The organism is Mesorhizobium sp. LNHC252B00 (assembly GCF_000502955.1).
GTDB lineage: Bacteria > Pseudomonadota > Alphaproteobacteria > Rhizobiales > Rhizobiaceae > Mesorhizobium.
In genome coordinates, this window is the sequence record NZ_AYWO01000026.1 from 46,294 (window position 1) to 60,653 (window position 14,360).

11 protein-coding genes and 2 pseudogenes are annotated in these 14,360 nt (G+C 60.1%); 7 read left to right on the forward strand and 6 right to left on the reverse strand.

Annotated features, from left to right (window positions below; all coding sequences use genetic code 11):
- Positions 1-338 precede the first annotated feature (338 nt).
- The 5 genes and pseudogenes from X744_RS145490 to X744_RS145475 all read left to right on the forward strand — a co-directional run bounded on the left by X744_RS145490 (position 339) and on the right by X744_RS145475 (position 5,552).
- Complete coding sequence (locus X744_RS145490; RefSeq protein WP_031260905.1) at positions 339-1,337, forward strand: LacI family DNA-binding transcriptional regulator; 999 nt, start codon at positions 339-341, stop codon at positions 1,335-1,337.
- Complete coding sequence (locus tag X744_RS145485; RefSeq protein WP_023761766.1) at positions 1,334-2,851, forward strand: sugar ABC transporter ATP-binding protein; 1,518 nt, start codon at positions 1,334-1,336, stop codon at positions 2,849-2,851. Before X744_RS145490 ends, X744_RS145485 begins: the two co-directional genes overlap by 4 nt.
- Positions 2,851-3,906, forward strand: a complete 1,056-nt coding sequence (locus tag X744_RS145480) for an ABC transporter permease (RefSeq protein WP_023761767.1) — start codon at positions 2,851-2,853, stop codon at positions 3,904-3,906. The genes X744_RS145485 and X744_RS145480 overlap by 1 nt, the downstream gene beginning before the upstream one ends.
- Positions 3,907-3,977: 71 nt before the next feature.
- A pseudogene (locus X744_RS1000000176060) lies at positions 3,978-4,960 on the forward strand (substrate-binding domain-containing protein).
- 403 nt (positions 4,961-5,363) lie between these two features.
- A complete protein-coding gene (locus X744_RS145475; RefSeq protein WP_023761770.1) occupies positions 5,364-5,552 on the forward strand; it encodes a hypothetical protein in 189 nt (62 codons plus the stop codon).
- A 573-nt stretch (positions 5,553-6,125) separates the two neighbouring features.
- Here the strand turns inward: X744_RS145475 and X744_RS01000000170180 are convergent.
- A pseudogene (locus X744_RS01000000170180) lies at positions 6,126-6,843 on the reverse strand (thioredoxin family protein).
- Between the two features lie 435 nt (positions 6,844-7,278).
- Here X744_RS01000000170180 and X744_RS1000000171115 point away from each other — a divergent pair.
- Positions 7,279-7,515 (forward strand): hypothetical protein, encoded by a 237-nt coding sequence (locus X744_RS1000000171115; RefSeq protein WP_023761773.1) that lies wholly within the window; start codon positions 7,279-7,281, stop codon positions 7,513-7,515.
- Between the two features lie 309 nt (positions 7,516-7,824).
- Here the strand turns inward: X744_RS1000000171115 and X744_RS145470 are convergent, their stop codons facing one another.
- Together X744_RS145470 and X744_RS1000000176295 are read right to left on the reverse strand one after the other, a co-directional pair.
- Positions 7,825-8,025 carry a hypothetical protein gene (locus tag X744_RS145470; protein ID WP_023761775.1) on the reverse strand — a complete coding sequence of 67 codons (201 nt, stop codon included), beginning with the start codon at positions 8,023-8,025 and terminating at the stop codon, positions 7,825-7,827.
- 174 nt (positions 8,026-8,199) lie between these two features.
- Positions 8,200-8,535: an Arm DNA-binding domain-containing protein gene (locus tag X744_RS1000000176295; RefSeq protein ID WP_348626176.1), complete on the reverse strand. Its 336-nt coding sequence runs from the start codon at positions 8,533-8,535 to the stop codon at positions 8,200-8,202.
- A 467-nt stretch (positions 8,536-9,002) separates the two neighbouring features.
- Here X744_RS1000000176295 and X744_RS145465 point away from each other — a divergent pair, with 467 nt between their 5' ends.
- Complete coding sequence (locus tag X744_RS145465) at positions 9,003-9,302, forward strand: DUF1236 domain-containing protein (RefSeq protein ID WP_023761776.1); 300 nt, start codon at positions 9,003-9,005, stop codon at positions 9,300-9,302.
- Positions 9,303-10,221: 919 nt separating this feature from the next.
- On the opposite strand, the gene X744_RS0138005 is transcribed toward X744_RS145465, so the two are convergent.
- The 3 genes from X744_RS0138005 to X744_RS145455 all read right to left on the reverse strand — a co-directional run bounded on the left by X744_RS0138005 (position 10,222) and on the right by X744_RS145455 (position 14,010).
- Positions 10,222-10,440 carry a hypothetical protein gene (locus tag X744_RS0138005; protein ID WP_031260907.1) on the reverse strand — a complete coding sequence of 73 codons (219 nt, stop codon included), beginning with the start codon at positions 10,438-10,440 and terminating at the stop codon, positions 10,222-10,224.
- Positions 10,441-10,642: 202 nt separating this feature from the next.
- The gene (locus X744_RS145460) at positions 10,643-10,885 is read right to left on the reverse strand and encodes a DUF982 domain-containing protein (RefSeq protein ID WP_023761779.1); all 243 of its coding nucleotides are present in this window, start codon (positions 10,883-10,885) and stop codon (positions 10,643-10,645) included.
- A gap of 1,952 nt (positions 10,886-12,837) precedes the next feature.
- The gene (locus X744_RS145455) at positions 12,838-14,010 is read right to left on the reverse strand and encodes an MFS transporter (protein ID WP_023761780.1); all 1,173 of its coding nucleotides are present in this window, start codon (positions 14,008-14,010) and stop codon (positions 12,838-12,840) included.
- Between the last annotated feature and the right edge of the window lie 350 nt (positions 14,011-14,360).

The window sequence follows — 14,360 nt, forward strand, 5'->3', positions numbered from 1 at the left end:
GTACCGTGATCATCGATTCCCCCCTGACGAGTTATAAGAAAGAGGGAAAAGCAGTCAGTGACGATGAGCGCGTAAACGCTGGAGTCTAAGCTGCATTCTGGGAGTCTTTCTCGGTTGGGCTCATGCGTTCCTCGCATTGGCTCCGCGTTGCCGCCCCTCCACCGGTCAGTTTGATTGAAATTGTGCCGAGAGCAGATTTGGTGGAAAATGGTCATCGAAGCGATTGCGCAAACGTTTCGACAGAGCTACCTTAGTCCCAAATCCGCCAGAACCAATAAGAGCGGACCGGAAATGCATCATCAGGGAGGAGCGCTTGCCAGCACTCCAATTGAGCCGCCATGCCGACAATGGCTGAGGTCGCGCGCCGCGCCGGCGTGTCGGTTTCGACTGTTTCGCATGTCATCAACCGGACCCGCTTTGTCTCGCCGGAGAAGGCGCGGCTGATCAATGATGCGATCGCCGCGATGGGCTATCAGCCCAACGAACTGGCGCGATCGCTGAAGGTGGCCTCGACCAACAGCGTCGGCCTGGCGATCTCGGCGATTTCCAACCCCTATTTCACCGACATCATCTGCGCGGTGGAAGCCGAATGCGCGCGTCTTGGCCTCATGGTGTTCCTCTCCGACACGCAGGAGGACCCCGATCGCGAGCTGTCGGTGGTGCGCGCCTTCCACCAGCGGCGGGTCGACGGCGTTATCCTGGCACCGTCGGGCGCGCCGCAGCGCGCCATCGACTATTTGGCCGAGAAGAAGCTGCCCTGCGTGCTTATAGACCGCTTCGCCGATCAGCGCTTTGACCAGATCGGTGTCGAGAACGAAACGGCGATGCGGGCGCTCATCGACCACGTCGCCTCCTTCGGTCACAAGCGCATCGGCTATCTCGCTGGCCAGCCGGGCTTGGCGACGACGCGTGAGCGCATCGAGGCCTTTCGCGCCTCGCTTGCCGCCAATGGACTTGAATGCCTGCCGCAGTATGTCTCGTGCGAGAACGTCGACACGGTGAGCGCCACCGCATCAACCCACGCCATTCTGTCCCTGCCGTCTTCGCCCACGGCATTGATCACCGGCAACAATATGACGACCATCGGAGCGGTACGGGCAATCCGCGAAAGGGGTCTCTCGATACCAGGGGATATCTCGCTTGCCGGTTTCGACGATTTCGAATGGGCCGATTGCTTCGAGCCGCGATTGACACTCGTCGCCCAGCCCTGCACCGAGATCGGCCGGCAGGCCGCGGCCTTGCTCTGCGCCCGCATTGCGTCGAGCGGCCTGGAGCCGCAGGCGGTCCGGCTGCAGGCGACGCTGCAGGCCCGGCAATCGTGTGCGAGGCCGGCATGAGCGCGCCGCTGCTTTCCGTCACCGGTGCGGTCAAGCGCTTCGGCGGTGTCCAGGCGCTGCGCGGCGTCGACTTCGACCTCAAGGCCGGGGAAATCCACGCACTCCTCGGCGAGAACGGCGCCGGCAAGTCGACTCTCATGAATCTCTTATCGGGCGTCTACATCCCGGACGAGGGCAGCATCCTCATCGACGGCAAGCAGGTAGCCTTTAACAATCCGCGCGAGGCGCAGGCGGCCGGCATCGCCACCATCTTCCAGGAGCTCGACCTGGTGCCGACGCTCGACGTCGCGGCCAACCTGTTCCTTGGCCGCGAACTGATGCGGCCGGGCGGTTTCCTCGACGTGCCGGCGATGCGCGGCGAGGCCCGCAAACGCTTGGAAGCCATCGAGCTTGCCATAGATCCGGCCAGCATGGTCGCCGATCTGTCGATCGGTCAGCGCCAGGTCGTGGCGATCGTCAAGGCGCTGTCCTACGCCTCGCGCGTTTTGATCATGGATGAGCCTACGGCGGCACTGACGGTCGGCGAGGTCGAAAGGCTGTTCGACATCATGCGCAAGCTAGCCGGCAGCGGTGTCGGTATCGTGTATATCTCGCATCGCCTGGAAGAGGTGCCGCTGATCGCCGACCGGGTGACGGTGATGCGCGACGGCCGCGTTGCCGGGGTCACTGAGCCGCGCGCGCCGCAGGCGGAGCTGGTTCGGCTGCTGGTCGGGCGGCCGCTGGAGGAGCTTTATCCCGAACGCGCCAGGACGGCCGGCAAGACGCTGCTCAGCCTGCGCGACGCGAGCTTCCGGCTTGCCCATGAAAGTGCCGGATGGCAGCCGCCGACCGGCATCTCGCTCGACGTCAATGCCGGTGAGATCGTCGGCCTGGCCGGGATCATGGGGGCAGGGCGCACGGAACTGCTGAGCGCGCTCTATGGCGCCGGTCTGTCCGGCCGTTGGGAAGGCGAGGTCGCCATTGACGGCCGGCCGGTGAAATTGAATTCGATCAAGGCCGCGCGCGACGCGGGGATCGCCTTCGTCACCGACGATCGCCGAGGCAGCGGCCTGATGCTCAGAATGGCGGTAGGCCTCAACCTCGTCATGTCGGTGATCCGCCGCATCTCGCCGGCAGGCCTGATGTCGCCGCGCCGCCAGGCTGATGCCGTCAGGCAGTCATTCGGCCAGTTCGACATCAGGCCGAAGAACTCTGACATCGCCGTCGGCGCGCTTTCGGGCGGCAACCAGCAGAAGGTGGTGCTGGCCAAGGAGATTCTCGGCAATCCCCGGCTGCTGCTGCTCGACGAGCCGACACGCGGCGTCGATGTCGGCGCCAAGGGCGAGATCTATGCGCGGCTGCGGCAACTCGCGGCGCAAGGGCTCGGCATCCTGGTCGCCTCCAGCGAGATGCCGGAGTTGATCGGCCTGTGCGATCGCATCGTGGTGCTGCGCCAGGGGCGCAATGTGGCGGAATTCATCGGCGGCGTCGACGAGCACACGGTGCTTGCCGCGGCAAACGGCAGGGAGGCCTGATGGCGCAGGACAAGATTTCGATCGCAGGGGCGCCTGTGGTGCCCGTGCCGGCAGCAAAACATCGCGACCCGCTGGCCCTCATCGTGCGTTTCCAGAGCTTGATTGGACTGGTGCTGGTGGCGATCGGCGGCATCATCTTCTCGCCGCGCCGGCATGGCGAGATCCTGTTCCTCAACCCCGACAACATCGCCAACATCGTGCGCGCCGTGTCGGAAACCGGCATCATCGCCATCGGCATGACCTTCGTCATCATCACCGCCGGCATCGACCTCTCGGTCGGCGCCGTGCTTGGTCTGTCCAGCGTGGTGACCGCATCGATGATGATTTCGGGTGGCTTTGGCCTCATCCCGACCATTCTTGCCGTGCTGATCATGGGCATCGTCTTCGGCACGATCCAGGGCACTATCTCCAGCCGCTTCCGGCTCGAGCCGTTCATCGTCACGCTGGCCGGCCTGCAGGCGGCGCGCGGCCTGGCGCTGGTGGTGTCGGGCAATCAGTACATCAACATTTCCTATGGCGACGGGCCTGGCCTGGCGCCCCCGGTGTTCGCGGTGCTTGGCGAACGCCTGTTCAGCAACACCGTTCCGGTGGCCACCATCGTGTTCATAGCCTTCGCCGCGATCGCCACCGTGGTGCTCAACACCACACGTTTCGGCCGCTATGTCTTTGCCGTCGGCGGCAATGAGCGCGCCGCGCGCATTTCAGGCGTGCCGGTGTCGATGGTGAAGATCTCGGTCTATGCCATCACCGGCTTTGCCTCCGCGCTGGCCGGTATCGTGCATGCCGGCCAGTTCAATTTCGGCAGCGCCAATGACGGGATGGGCTACGAGCTCACCGCGATCGCCGCCGTGGTCATCGGCGGCACCAGCCTGTTCGGCGGCGCCGGTTCGATGGTCGGCACCGTCGCCGGCACCATCATGCTCGGCGCGCTGGCCAACATCCTTCAGCTCAACAACATCACCCCCGCCATGCAGCTGCTCGCGACCGCCGCGATCATCGTGCTGGCGGCAGTGCTTCAATCCCTCGTTCGCCGCCGCGAGGGTTTGGGCCGTTAGGACGAAGGCGGCGGCAAGTAAGAGTCAGTCAACCAAGGTCTGGCCCCGGCCCGACGAGGAGGAGAGTGAATATGGAAACCACGAGAAAAAGGCGTGCCCTCAAGGCCGCGCTTATGGCAGGCGCTGGCCTGTGCATGGCGGGAGCCGCCCAGGCTGCCGGCCCGATGGTCAAGGCCTGCGCCAAGGACGGTCAGTTCATCATCGGCTTTTCGCAGGCGAACAATGCAGAACCCTATCGCCAGCACGTCAATGACGAGCTGACCGCGGCAGCGAAGCAAGTGCCAGGCTTCACGCTGCAGATCGCCGACGGCGCCGGCAACGTCAACACGCAGACTTCGCAGGTCGACAACTTCATCACCCAGAAGGTCGACCTCCTGCTGATCTCGCCCTTCGAGGCGGCACCGCTGACGCCTGCCGTCAAGCGTGCCATGGATGCCGGCATCCCGGTCATCGAACTCGATCGCAAGACGGTTGGCGATCCTGGCAAGGACTACACCGCCTTTATCGGCGGCGACAACTACAAGATCGCCATGGAAGCGGGCAAATACACCGCCAAGACCCTGCTGCCGGACGGCGGCGAGGCAGCCGTGCTCGAGGGACTGCCAAGCTCCACGCCGGCGGTCGAACGGCTGAACGGCTTTAAGGACGGGGTGAAGGCGAATGCCAAGATCCAGGTTGTGGCTGAGCAGGCGGCCGACTGGGTGCCGGACAAAGCCCAGACCGCCTCGCCGCCATGCTGCAGGCGCATCCCGACATCAAGGTGCTCTACGCCTCGAATGATATGATGGCGGCGGGCGCGCTGCTTGCCGCCAAGGGCGCCGGCAAGGACGTCAAGATCATCGGCACCGATGGCTTGCCGGGACCTGCGGGCGGCATCGAAGCCGTCGCCAAGGGTGATTGGGCGGCGACCTTCACCTATCCGACCGGCGCCAAGGAAGCGATCGAAATGTCGAAGAAGATCCTGGTCGATTGCGCCTCGTCGGTGGAACCCACGGTCACCGTCGACACGACGGCGATCACGGCCGAGAACGCCAAGCAGCTGTCGGGTAAGTAGCCACGGCTGCAACTCACGAGAAGAGGGCGGGCGCGACCCCGCCCTCTTTGCGTTCGCAACTATCAAAGGCAACTCAAAAGAGGGCATCGCGCTGAAAGTACGCCAAACAGGCTAAGGCGATTCCATATTTGACAGACCCGGCAAAACGGCCGGCGCGGTATTGCCGGCGAGACAACAGTGAAACCCGCGTCGGCGCTGCGGCTAGTCATAGCCGCCCCGCCAAGCTAGCGCTCGCCCGAAGCCGGGCAATCCAGGCACTTCGGTTTGGTTAAAAACGTACGGTGGAATCCCATTGTGCCTACGTCGGATGTGCTTATGAATCGAAGTCGTCACCAACTGGGTTATAGGGCGTCGGTGCTTGAGACTTCGCAAAGCTCCCGCCCTCTGATGGGGAGTTGGCATCATGGACCGGCCATGTAATCAGGTATCGCCTTTTGTCTGCGACGTTCTGCGCAGCGCCTTCATAAAACTCGTCATCGAAGAGAAAATCCCTGAAGATCGATGGCGTACGTTTGCTGAGCAGTTGATAAGCGACTTCACGGATAGCGATGACATCGATCCTGAGTTGCTGGAATGGATCATACGCAAGTAGCTGCGTAACCCGGAAACGATAAAAACCCGCCGTTGCGACGGCGGGTTTTTACCGTTCAGGCGAAGCCGTGGGGACATGCACCCATGCGGCGGCGGGGCTTTGGGGGGCACATTGTCTGCGCCGCACATGGCGCCTTTCCCCACGTAAGCCGAAGTGTAATTTTACTTCAGCGCTCACGCAATTGCGCCAAAAGGATTACCAGCCGTAGGGGAATGCAGGGGTGTTACCCTGCCAAGCGCCGCTGTCGGTCTCTACGTTCGTCTTCGATTGTAGCACGAACGACGAGAACAGATGGTGATTCTGATGGCGGCTCGTTTCGCAGGGCTGCAGCCGAAGAGGGAAAATGAAGCGCCGCACCCCACGCTTCACCCCACATTTTTCATGGACGTTATTGGACCTTGCCGGATTTCTGTAGCCTTCCTCGCGGAGATAGTTCGCGACAGCGTTCCTCACGTTACTTTCCCAAACCAATCAAGGTGGCGTCGAGAGATCCTGCCGGGTGCTGCTCTTTCTGCTGGGTGGTTGCAGACCCTCATAGAGCGACGATTGTGACCCCCGCCGCCGCCGGGATTATCATCGAGCATCATACTCGTCATGAAGACGGACCCAATCGCCCAGAGTATGGGACGGCCCATTTTCATTGCGACCGAGCGGGGTCAGGTCGAGATAGCTGTATGTGCCGATCAGGTTCTCGCCGCCACGTCCTCGCACCTGGAAAGTGCAATAAATCTCGCCATCGCCATCTTTGTAGAAGACGGTCGCTCCAGCGCGGTCTCTCCCTGTCATCGCGACCTCTTCAAAATTGAACAACACCCTCCCCGAGGCGATCTGATCCTCCGTGAACGATACCTGGAAGTCGAAATTGAAATCGCTTCCGAATGACGACACCCAATCGAACTGCCAATTCATCCGCGCCTTGAAGTCCAGCAACTCAGTCAGAGGAGCGCGAGCATACGACCAGGGAGACATCGTGATGCATCAAATGCTGATTGGCGGCGTCGATGTGATCCGAAAGGAATGAACAGCCGGTGCAGCGATAATCCGCATTAGGCGGAAACATGAAGTGATAGACGATTAACTGGCTACGGCCCTCAAAGAGGTCAGCGAGCGATTTTCTTCCTTGGGTCGTAGTCGTATCGAACTCGTACGGCTTTTCGATCCGCAGCCAAGGCAGGGCTCGCCGGTCCGCCGCGAGTTGTTGACGCTGGTGCGTAAACGCCTTTTCTTTCTTGAAGTGCACCTTATGCGCTTCAAACCAGTCCCGGTAAGGCGCGATGATGTGATCCGTCATGTCGTCCTCCTTGTTCACGCCGACGCGCGTTGACAGTCTCGTTGCTTGTCTGAAAGACGTTGTCGAAAGCCACGATCCGACACCAGCGGCGAGATTTCCACGGAAAAGAGCACAGGTGACAACACCGAACGCCGGTGGGCGTCTCGGAGATAGCGAAGACGGTGAAGTGCTCGCGGTTGCAAATCTACCGGACCCTCAAAGGGTCGTCAGAGGACGTCGCCTGAGGCGACCACTACACACGCAAAACCATCAAATCACCGCGTGACCCGAGCACCAGACAGCGGGGTTTCGGAGCCGTCCAGCGACTCCCCAAATCGGCAATAGTGCAAAATGTACGGTTCGCGGAATTATGGTACAGTTTGCCATCGTCTGCATTTGCCACGGGCGCAGGCGGCTGGGAGATGACAAGCGCTCTTGCCTTTATGGGAGGGCGCCATGGACCAGGAAGTTACCCAGAGCAGAAGCGAACTGTTAGGTCGCCTCAGCCAAGCCGATTTCGAACTCCTTCAGCCCTACATGCACAACCGGCATCTTAAATTGAAGACTCCGCTGGAATCGGCTGCCGAGCCCATTGAGTGCGTCTACTTTCTCGAAAGCGGCATCGGATCTGTCGTGGCGAAAATTCGACCGGAAGCGAATGCGGAGGTAGTATTATCGGCCGCGAAGGTATGACCGCCTGCGCCTTGGTCATGGGCGTCGACTGGGCAACCCACGATTGCTATATTCAGGTGACGAGTGAGGCGGTTGGCATCGACGCGGAGCCGTTCAACGCTGCGCTGGAAAGCAGTCCAACTCTCCGGCTCTTGCTGCTTCGCTATGTTCACTGCTGATGTGCGACGACCGGATGGCGCGAAGCCCCTTGAGAGTTAACTTGATGTCAAAAATCCTCGCAATGCCCACAGTTATCTCCCGCTCGCGGCCATCAGCGGGGACAATACGCTGCCAGTTCAACTGCGGACAGCTCGGCCGGATATGTTTTCGCTAGTCGGGCAAATCGCCTCGCTTTGGTTTTTCATTATCCAAAGCGGACAGCTTGCGCGTGGCCTCGTCAACTGCCACGCCAACCAGCGCGTCGAACTCCGGCACAGCCTCAATGTGACCGCCCGATGAGACGGACCTTCGGATCTGAAGCAGGAGAAACCTAGCATCGCGCAGGACGACGGACAGATCGTTATTGCCCATGGCTCGCCTCATCGCAGGACCAGTCGAGAGGCCGCCCGCGGGCCATCTTACCCAATGTACGCTACTTCGCAAGAGATTTGTCGGAAACGTACAGAACTCGACAAGGTACAACGAGCTTCAGTCGATTTGGTTGCAGCCGCTGATTGCCCGCCATGCGATCTCAGGTGGCGAGGATCAGGTGATCCTGGCTTTCGCGTCGCTGAGGTTCTTGTTCTTGAGCATATCGAGCATGTGGTTGGCCTCCTTGAGCGCCTCCGCCAAACCGACAAGCGAGACACCTCCCAGCCCTATGTCCCGCCGCCGTCCCTGGACGACGACCCAGAGTATCCAGCGCTTGGCGCCCGATGGGTCAACAACCGGATAAAATCCATTTCCATCGGTGTATCTGCCAGGAGATAGCTTCTGCTTGAGCTGGAGAGCGCTAAGTTGTTTTCCTGGGTGCTGGCCCTGGCGCTTTATCGAAGATCTCGAACTCGCCCAACAACGTAGACGGATTTGGTTGAACCTCAATCGACATCGCTGGACAGTTGAAACTTCATAACCATCTTGTTTTGATTGAAAGACAGGACATTATAGGATGTCCCTGGCCACCGCATTGGCGGGCTCTCTCCGCCGCTTAGCAATACCTGCTGCGCGCTGGAAAATTGGCGGCGGCTGCGGTCGACTGAAACGCGGAGATATTTAAGAGGCTTTCGACCCTTCTTAGTGCTTCCAGCGGCAAAGGCGCTCACAGCTGGCTAATCTCATCAGGTATGAAGTCGCCTGTTTGGCGTTTCCACAAGCGCGCAAACGTTTCTTCCAACAGTGCGACAAATGACGCCTCGAACTGGGCGAGGCGGTCAGAACGTCAGAACCGTTGCCGTGGCAAGTCAGACCTAGGTCCAGTCGTTACGTGGACTAAGGTCCAGGGGAGGAACATTTTGAATTCAATCAAGTTCGGCGGGGCGGGGCAACGCACTCCATAGGAGCATTGAAACATGAGAACCAATTTCAAGATCGCCGCTGCTGCGGTTCTGCTGCTGGCCGGCGTCGGCGCAGCTGCAGCTCAGGACGTTGTGATCACGCCTGAACAGGACACGGTCGTAAGGGAATATGTTAAGAAGCAGCCGCTCGCTTCTGTGAAGGTTCCCGGTGTCGAACTCAATGTGGGTACGGCTCTGCCCGACACCGTCGAGGTTCACGAAATCCCCAATGTCAAATATCGCTATGCGGTGATCGACAACCGAACCGTCCTTGTGGATCCGGGTACCCGAAAAATTGTGAAGGTCTACGATTGACGAACACGTAGCGCAACGTAGCCCTTCTGACCCTTCCCGGTTGGCCCGTCACCGCTTCTTAGGTGGCGGGCTGCGGGTTTTGATACTCGGCCAGGACGAGGCACGCTGTAGGCGTATTCCGACACCGTACAAAGTCGGCTTGACGAACCATTAGTGATCTCTAACTATTCGTGCTGCGGCAGACGATGCTAACCCATCGTTGCTGAAGATCGGGATCTTCACCGGGCTCCCGATCGGCCCGCGCTTCCTGCAAGCGGCGCGGGCTTTGCTCTCGTATAGGAAATGCGATGCCAGACAAGCCGGGTCAGTCGGACCACCCGATCTTCTTGCCTTTCAGATGCCAGGTGTCGCTTGCGATTGAACGATGCTTTCACTCGCTCGAACATCAGCGAAGCTGATCGTCCTGCCGGGACCGCTGTTGGGCGGCTGGCTGAACCCACTATGTGATTTCGGCAAGCGCATCAGGCACGCAAAGCTTCAGTGCACCAAGATGACCAAGTCCGGTGGCCTACCGGCATGTCGTTGAAGTCTCACCTTTACTGACCTACATGCGCGGTGCTTCGGATGTTTCCTCCCATCGTCCGGCGCGTTCCCCTCTGGAGGTTTTACCTTCATACTTGGCCGGACCTTTGGTCCGGCCTTTTTCTTGCGCGCGAGAAACGGGCAAACTGACGACTACGCCCAGCGCTGATTGGGCGGTCTCGCTGCCAGGATGGTGCAGTCTGCGTTGCCACTTCACCGGTGAAATGAGAACCATGATGACAGGCTGTCAAGCCCATGGCTTATCTTCGCCAGCCCGGCATGCGGAAGACTGATCCATGGCCGTTTTCTCGACCTGCTATTCTTGCCGCTCATTCGAAGGCAATGACAATTCGCCGCCCGCCTTTGCCGATATTTCCAAGTGTTCTGGAAGAATTGACTATGCTGGCTTGCCGAAGACCATAGGCAAACCACGTTTCGACGCCATCTCGACCACCAGTTCTTCGATTGCTTGATCGGAAAGGCGGGTCTGGAGTGTCGTACGAATCCGCTTGACCAGTTCATGCACCGGCAAAGGCGCGAGATCCTCGGCATCATCGAGGAACCGACTGACTTCGATCACAACGTCCGCATCGATGTCGCCCGGCAAATCTCGCATATGCTATCTCCGATCAACGTCAATATTGCCGCCTTTCTGACCGGTGTCGAGTCAGGCAGATGAACGCCGGGTTGTTTCCCATGACGGCAGGACTCGGCGCTCTGCTATCGGCTACATAAATCCCGGGCACCGCTGCAACGGGCGTGAAGCTCAGCTTCCCCATTCACTCTGGGAGCCATTGAGCCTGCTATCCATTTGGCTATCAGTCGCTGCGTAGGATTTTCGCCTCTAACGCCGCTGCAACGAAGGCTCCTCTCGCTACCGGCGTCTGGGCTTCACCACGCAGAACCTGAAGACATACATCCATAGCCAGTTTTCGCTTCTCAGTCTGATGAGGGAAACTCCGCAGCAGGATCGTGGCTGCGTCGTTCACATCGAATATGACGCGCTCACCGTCATGCCGGCCAATTTGCACCACCACGGGCCGGACAAACCTGCTCGACATGCAACCACTCTCTCAGCTTCGACCATGACACGCTCTTCGCGTATCATGACGTTGGGTCAGTTTATACATGTATTGGCTAGGGCCGGGGAGAACTTGCAGTTGCTCAATCTCAACACAAATTGCCTGTGCAATTTCAGCAGGGTCGCCATATCTCGGTGGGTCCCGGTTTTCTTGTGCAAGAAAGCACAGCGGATTCCGGAAGGTGAAGCGGCGCTTGGTCCCGTGGGCGACTTCCTGAAGCCCAAGCCTTCCCCTGGCTGTCAGCCCTGACGTGGCCGCTGCCGCAATGCCGGAGCTTCTGGGGCACGCGATCCGAGAGAGGAAGAGTGGGTTGGAGGTTCGGGAGAGAGTCTCCCGGCGCCCGTCGAGGAGTGACAGCCATGACCCCGATGGAAATTTACACGCCCAAGCTAACGAGCGTGCCGGTTAGAAGGTCCACGTCGGACGCTACCGCGTAGTCGGAAGCTTTCAGACTGGCTTTTCCAGGCCATCATTGCGCTCGGTAGGCTGCTTTAGAGCGTTTCAGCCTCCAAACGGCCACAACTTGTCCCGTTCCACCGGATGAACAGCGCATTCTGCCTATGAAGTCCTTGGCCGTCTTCAAACGCCAAAGTCTCGCAGCTAGCGTTGCAAGCTACCGCTTTCGTCGGCCCACGCTCTTCGCCAAGGGCGGTGGGGGCTCTACAGGGGAGCATGCGGGTGGTCGGCCATGTTGCCAGAGCAAATCCCGCGCAGCTTTAATCACGGCCTTTCGGTTGTTGCCGTATTTTAGGATCAACTCCCAAGCCAGGTCCGTAGTCAAACCGTTCTTTGAAGCGAAATATCCGACCTGATGGTCGTGAATGGCACCATGCCAGAGCTTGTCATCGCCCATTCGAGCCTCCACTCTGTTCTGTTTGAGCTACGAGCGCCAGGATTCGCCCCCTCGCTGCTAAGCTATCGGCATATTAGCAATAGCTCAACTAAGACTGAAGTCCTGATGTTTATGCCGCGACAAACGGCGTCTTCGAGCACGGTGATTGCGCGGGCAGATGGACGATCGGCGGCCGTTCAATCGCTTGAAACCATGGGAGATGCGGAACCTCTTGCGAAGCCGCACTGAACGAACCGAAGCTGCTTCGTGAAGAGACCGAACTGGTCTCGCTGTCGTTGCGGCTGCTTTTACAGAACTCAGCAGGCTGCCGCGCTGTGAATAATCGCGCAACGCCACTCCGTGGACCAGCGGTCGCAAAAGGCGGCTCAAGCAGCCAGACAACAAAACGCAGTCGCGCCCTACGACAAAACTTGAGGTGGCCTCGCGGTTTGACTTAGTATCGGCGCAAGATTAGTATATTAGATACGGATAATATTAATCGGGCGTGAGCGATGCCAGAGGGGAAAAACGGCGAAGCCCCGTTATTGCTGGCGGCCTAGCGTGTCCTCACACCTCAAACCAGGGGATGACAACGCCGTGCCCGCTGCATGGCTGCACGCTCTACTCTATGGATCGAGGAGGCGTTGCAGGTGCGTCGAGGAGGTCAGGATCGGTAAAGTGACCCTAATGGGCAGGGGCCCTTACGAGCCGCTGTGCGACCCCAGCGGAGAATGGCTGGTTTGGGATGCCGTACGAGAGAACGTGGCCGAGTTCGGCGACTGCATTCTTCTTGGCCTCACACTGAGAGAGGCCCTGAGGTTCTCGACGGTGTTGAATAATATGATAGGGCCTTCGACCGGCGGAGGTTCACGATCCCCCCCGCACGGCAGGCGTGAGATTAGCCTGACATTTTGATGTAACGGCGATCAGCGCGGAGACAATGCGCAGACGATCTACGCTCACATGCTCGATTGTCTTTCCAAGTGACCGTCCAAGCCGACTGGCGCACGGGCTTAAGGTTGAACCGGGCAAGAGCCGGTGTCAGCTGAAGCCGAAGGCATGGAACAGGCCCGGCGTCGCGACCATCGTCCCATACGTGTCAATCCGATGATGGGGGCGTTTCACGAAGTCGAGTCACCAGCGGAAGGGACAGCACACAGACTGCCGCCATCATGAGGAACCCGGGCGGGCCATAGGCTCCGTAAAGCTGACCTGAGACCCAGACGAGACCCGCGGTGGCCAGCCCCGGGCCGATCGCGTAAACGGCCTGCGCAGTGGCGGCAAGATGTGCGGGCACGCTACTGGCGATAACACGCATACAGGCAAGATGCAGCAGTGCGAACGTAATGCCGTGAAGCGGTTGCACGAGCGCAAGCATCCAAATCGTCGCCGTTTCCGCTTCCACGACCCAGCGAAGGATTCCGGCCACCACGGCCAGAGCAGCGGCCCCGGCCACCCCAAGCCGGCGCAGCAGGATCGGCCCGACCACAATGAACACCACCACCTCCGCTGCGACGGCTTCCGACCAAAGTATGCTGCTCGCCGCCGTACCGACCCCGGCCGCTGTCCAGCGGATGACCGAGAAGGTGTCATGCATGGCATGGCTGCCATAGATCAGCGCCGCAATCACGACGATGCGCCGGAAAATCGCAAGACCGAGCAGCTCGCGCAGCCCGCCGATTACGCTTTGCCCGACAGGGTCCGCTGCCCGCTCGGCGCCGGTGTCTGATTCCGGCACCAGCGCGGCGGCAGCCAACGCGCCGGCGAGCAGCGCGGCGTACATCCATATGATCGCACCCAGTTCCAAAACTCCGAGCACCTGGCCTGCCACGAGAGTGCCAGCAACAAAGGCTGCTGATGCCGCACCCCGCACCCAACCATATTCAAAAACCGGCTCGCGCACCGATGCGCGCGCCGCAAGGGCGTCGGCGAGGGTCGTGATCGGTGCCAGCCCGGCTGACTGGGCCAGATAGACGACCAACAGAAGGAAGAGGCCTTGCACGGCAGCCAGCCCAAGCGTCGCCGCCACCGCGATCCCGATGCAGACCGCCAGGGTGATGCGGAGGGCGCCGAGAAGGTCTGCAATTCGATTGGCGAGCGGACCGGCAATCAGCCGGGCTGCGTTGCCTAGCCCGAACAGAACGCCCAGCTCTTCAGGTGTTAGACCGCGCGCCTCAAAATACCGTGGCCAGAACGGGGACGCTGTCCCGAATGCAGCATACATTGCAGCATAGAGCGCTAAAAACGCCAGCAGCGGGCGAAGGCGTGCCATGCCAAAGTTCTGCCACGAACGCGCATCGCGTTACAGGGGCAATTGGGATCTGGAGAATGATGCTTCCTGTGCGAATGGGGACCTCGGCGTTGATGATCCGATCCGCGACCATCACCCGCGACAAGCATATTGCCGCGCCCACGCTGCTTGCCGCCGCCCACGAGGCTCTCTTTTAGCTCGCCTCCATGCCCTGCGCCGACATCGCCCAAATGGCAGCCGGAAAATGAGGAGGGCGGTTTCCAGCGCCATCGCCTCGACGCATTCCTGATTGGGTAGAGGTAGGAAATGACGATTGCAATTTGGCAGGGGCATCGGCGTTGTTGCCCGGGCGACGATGGGATCATCGTCTT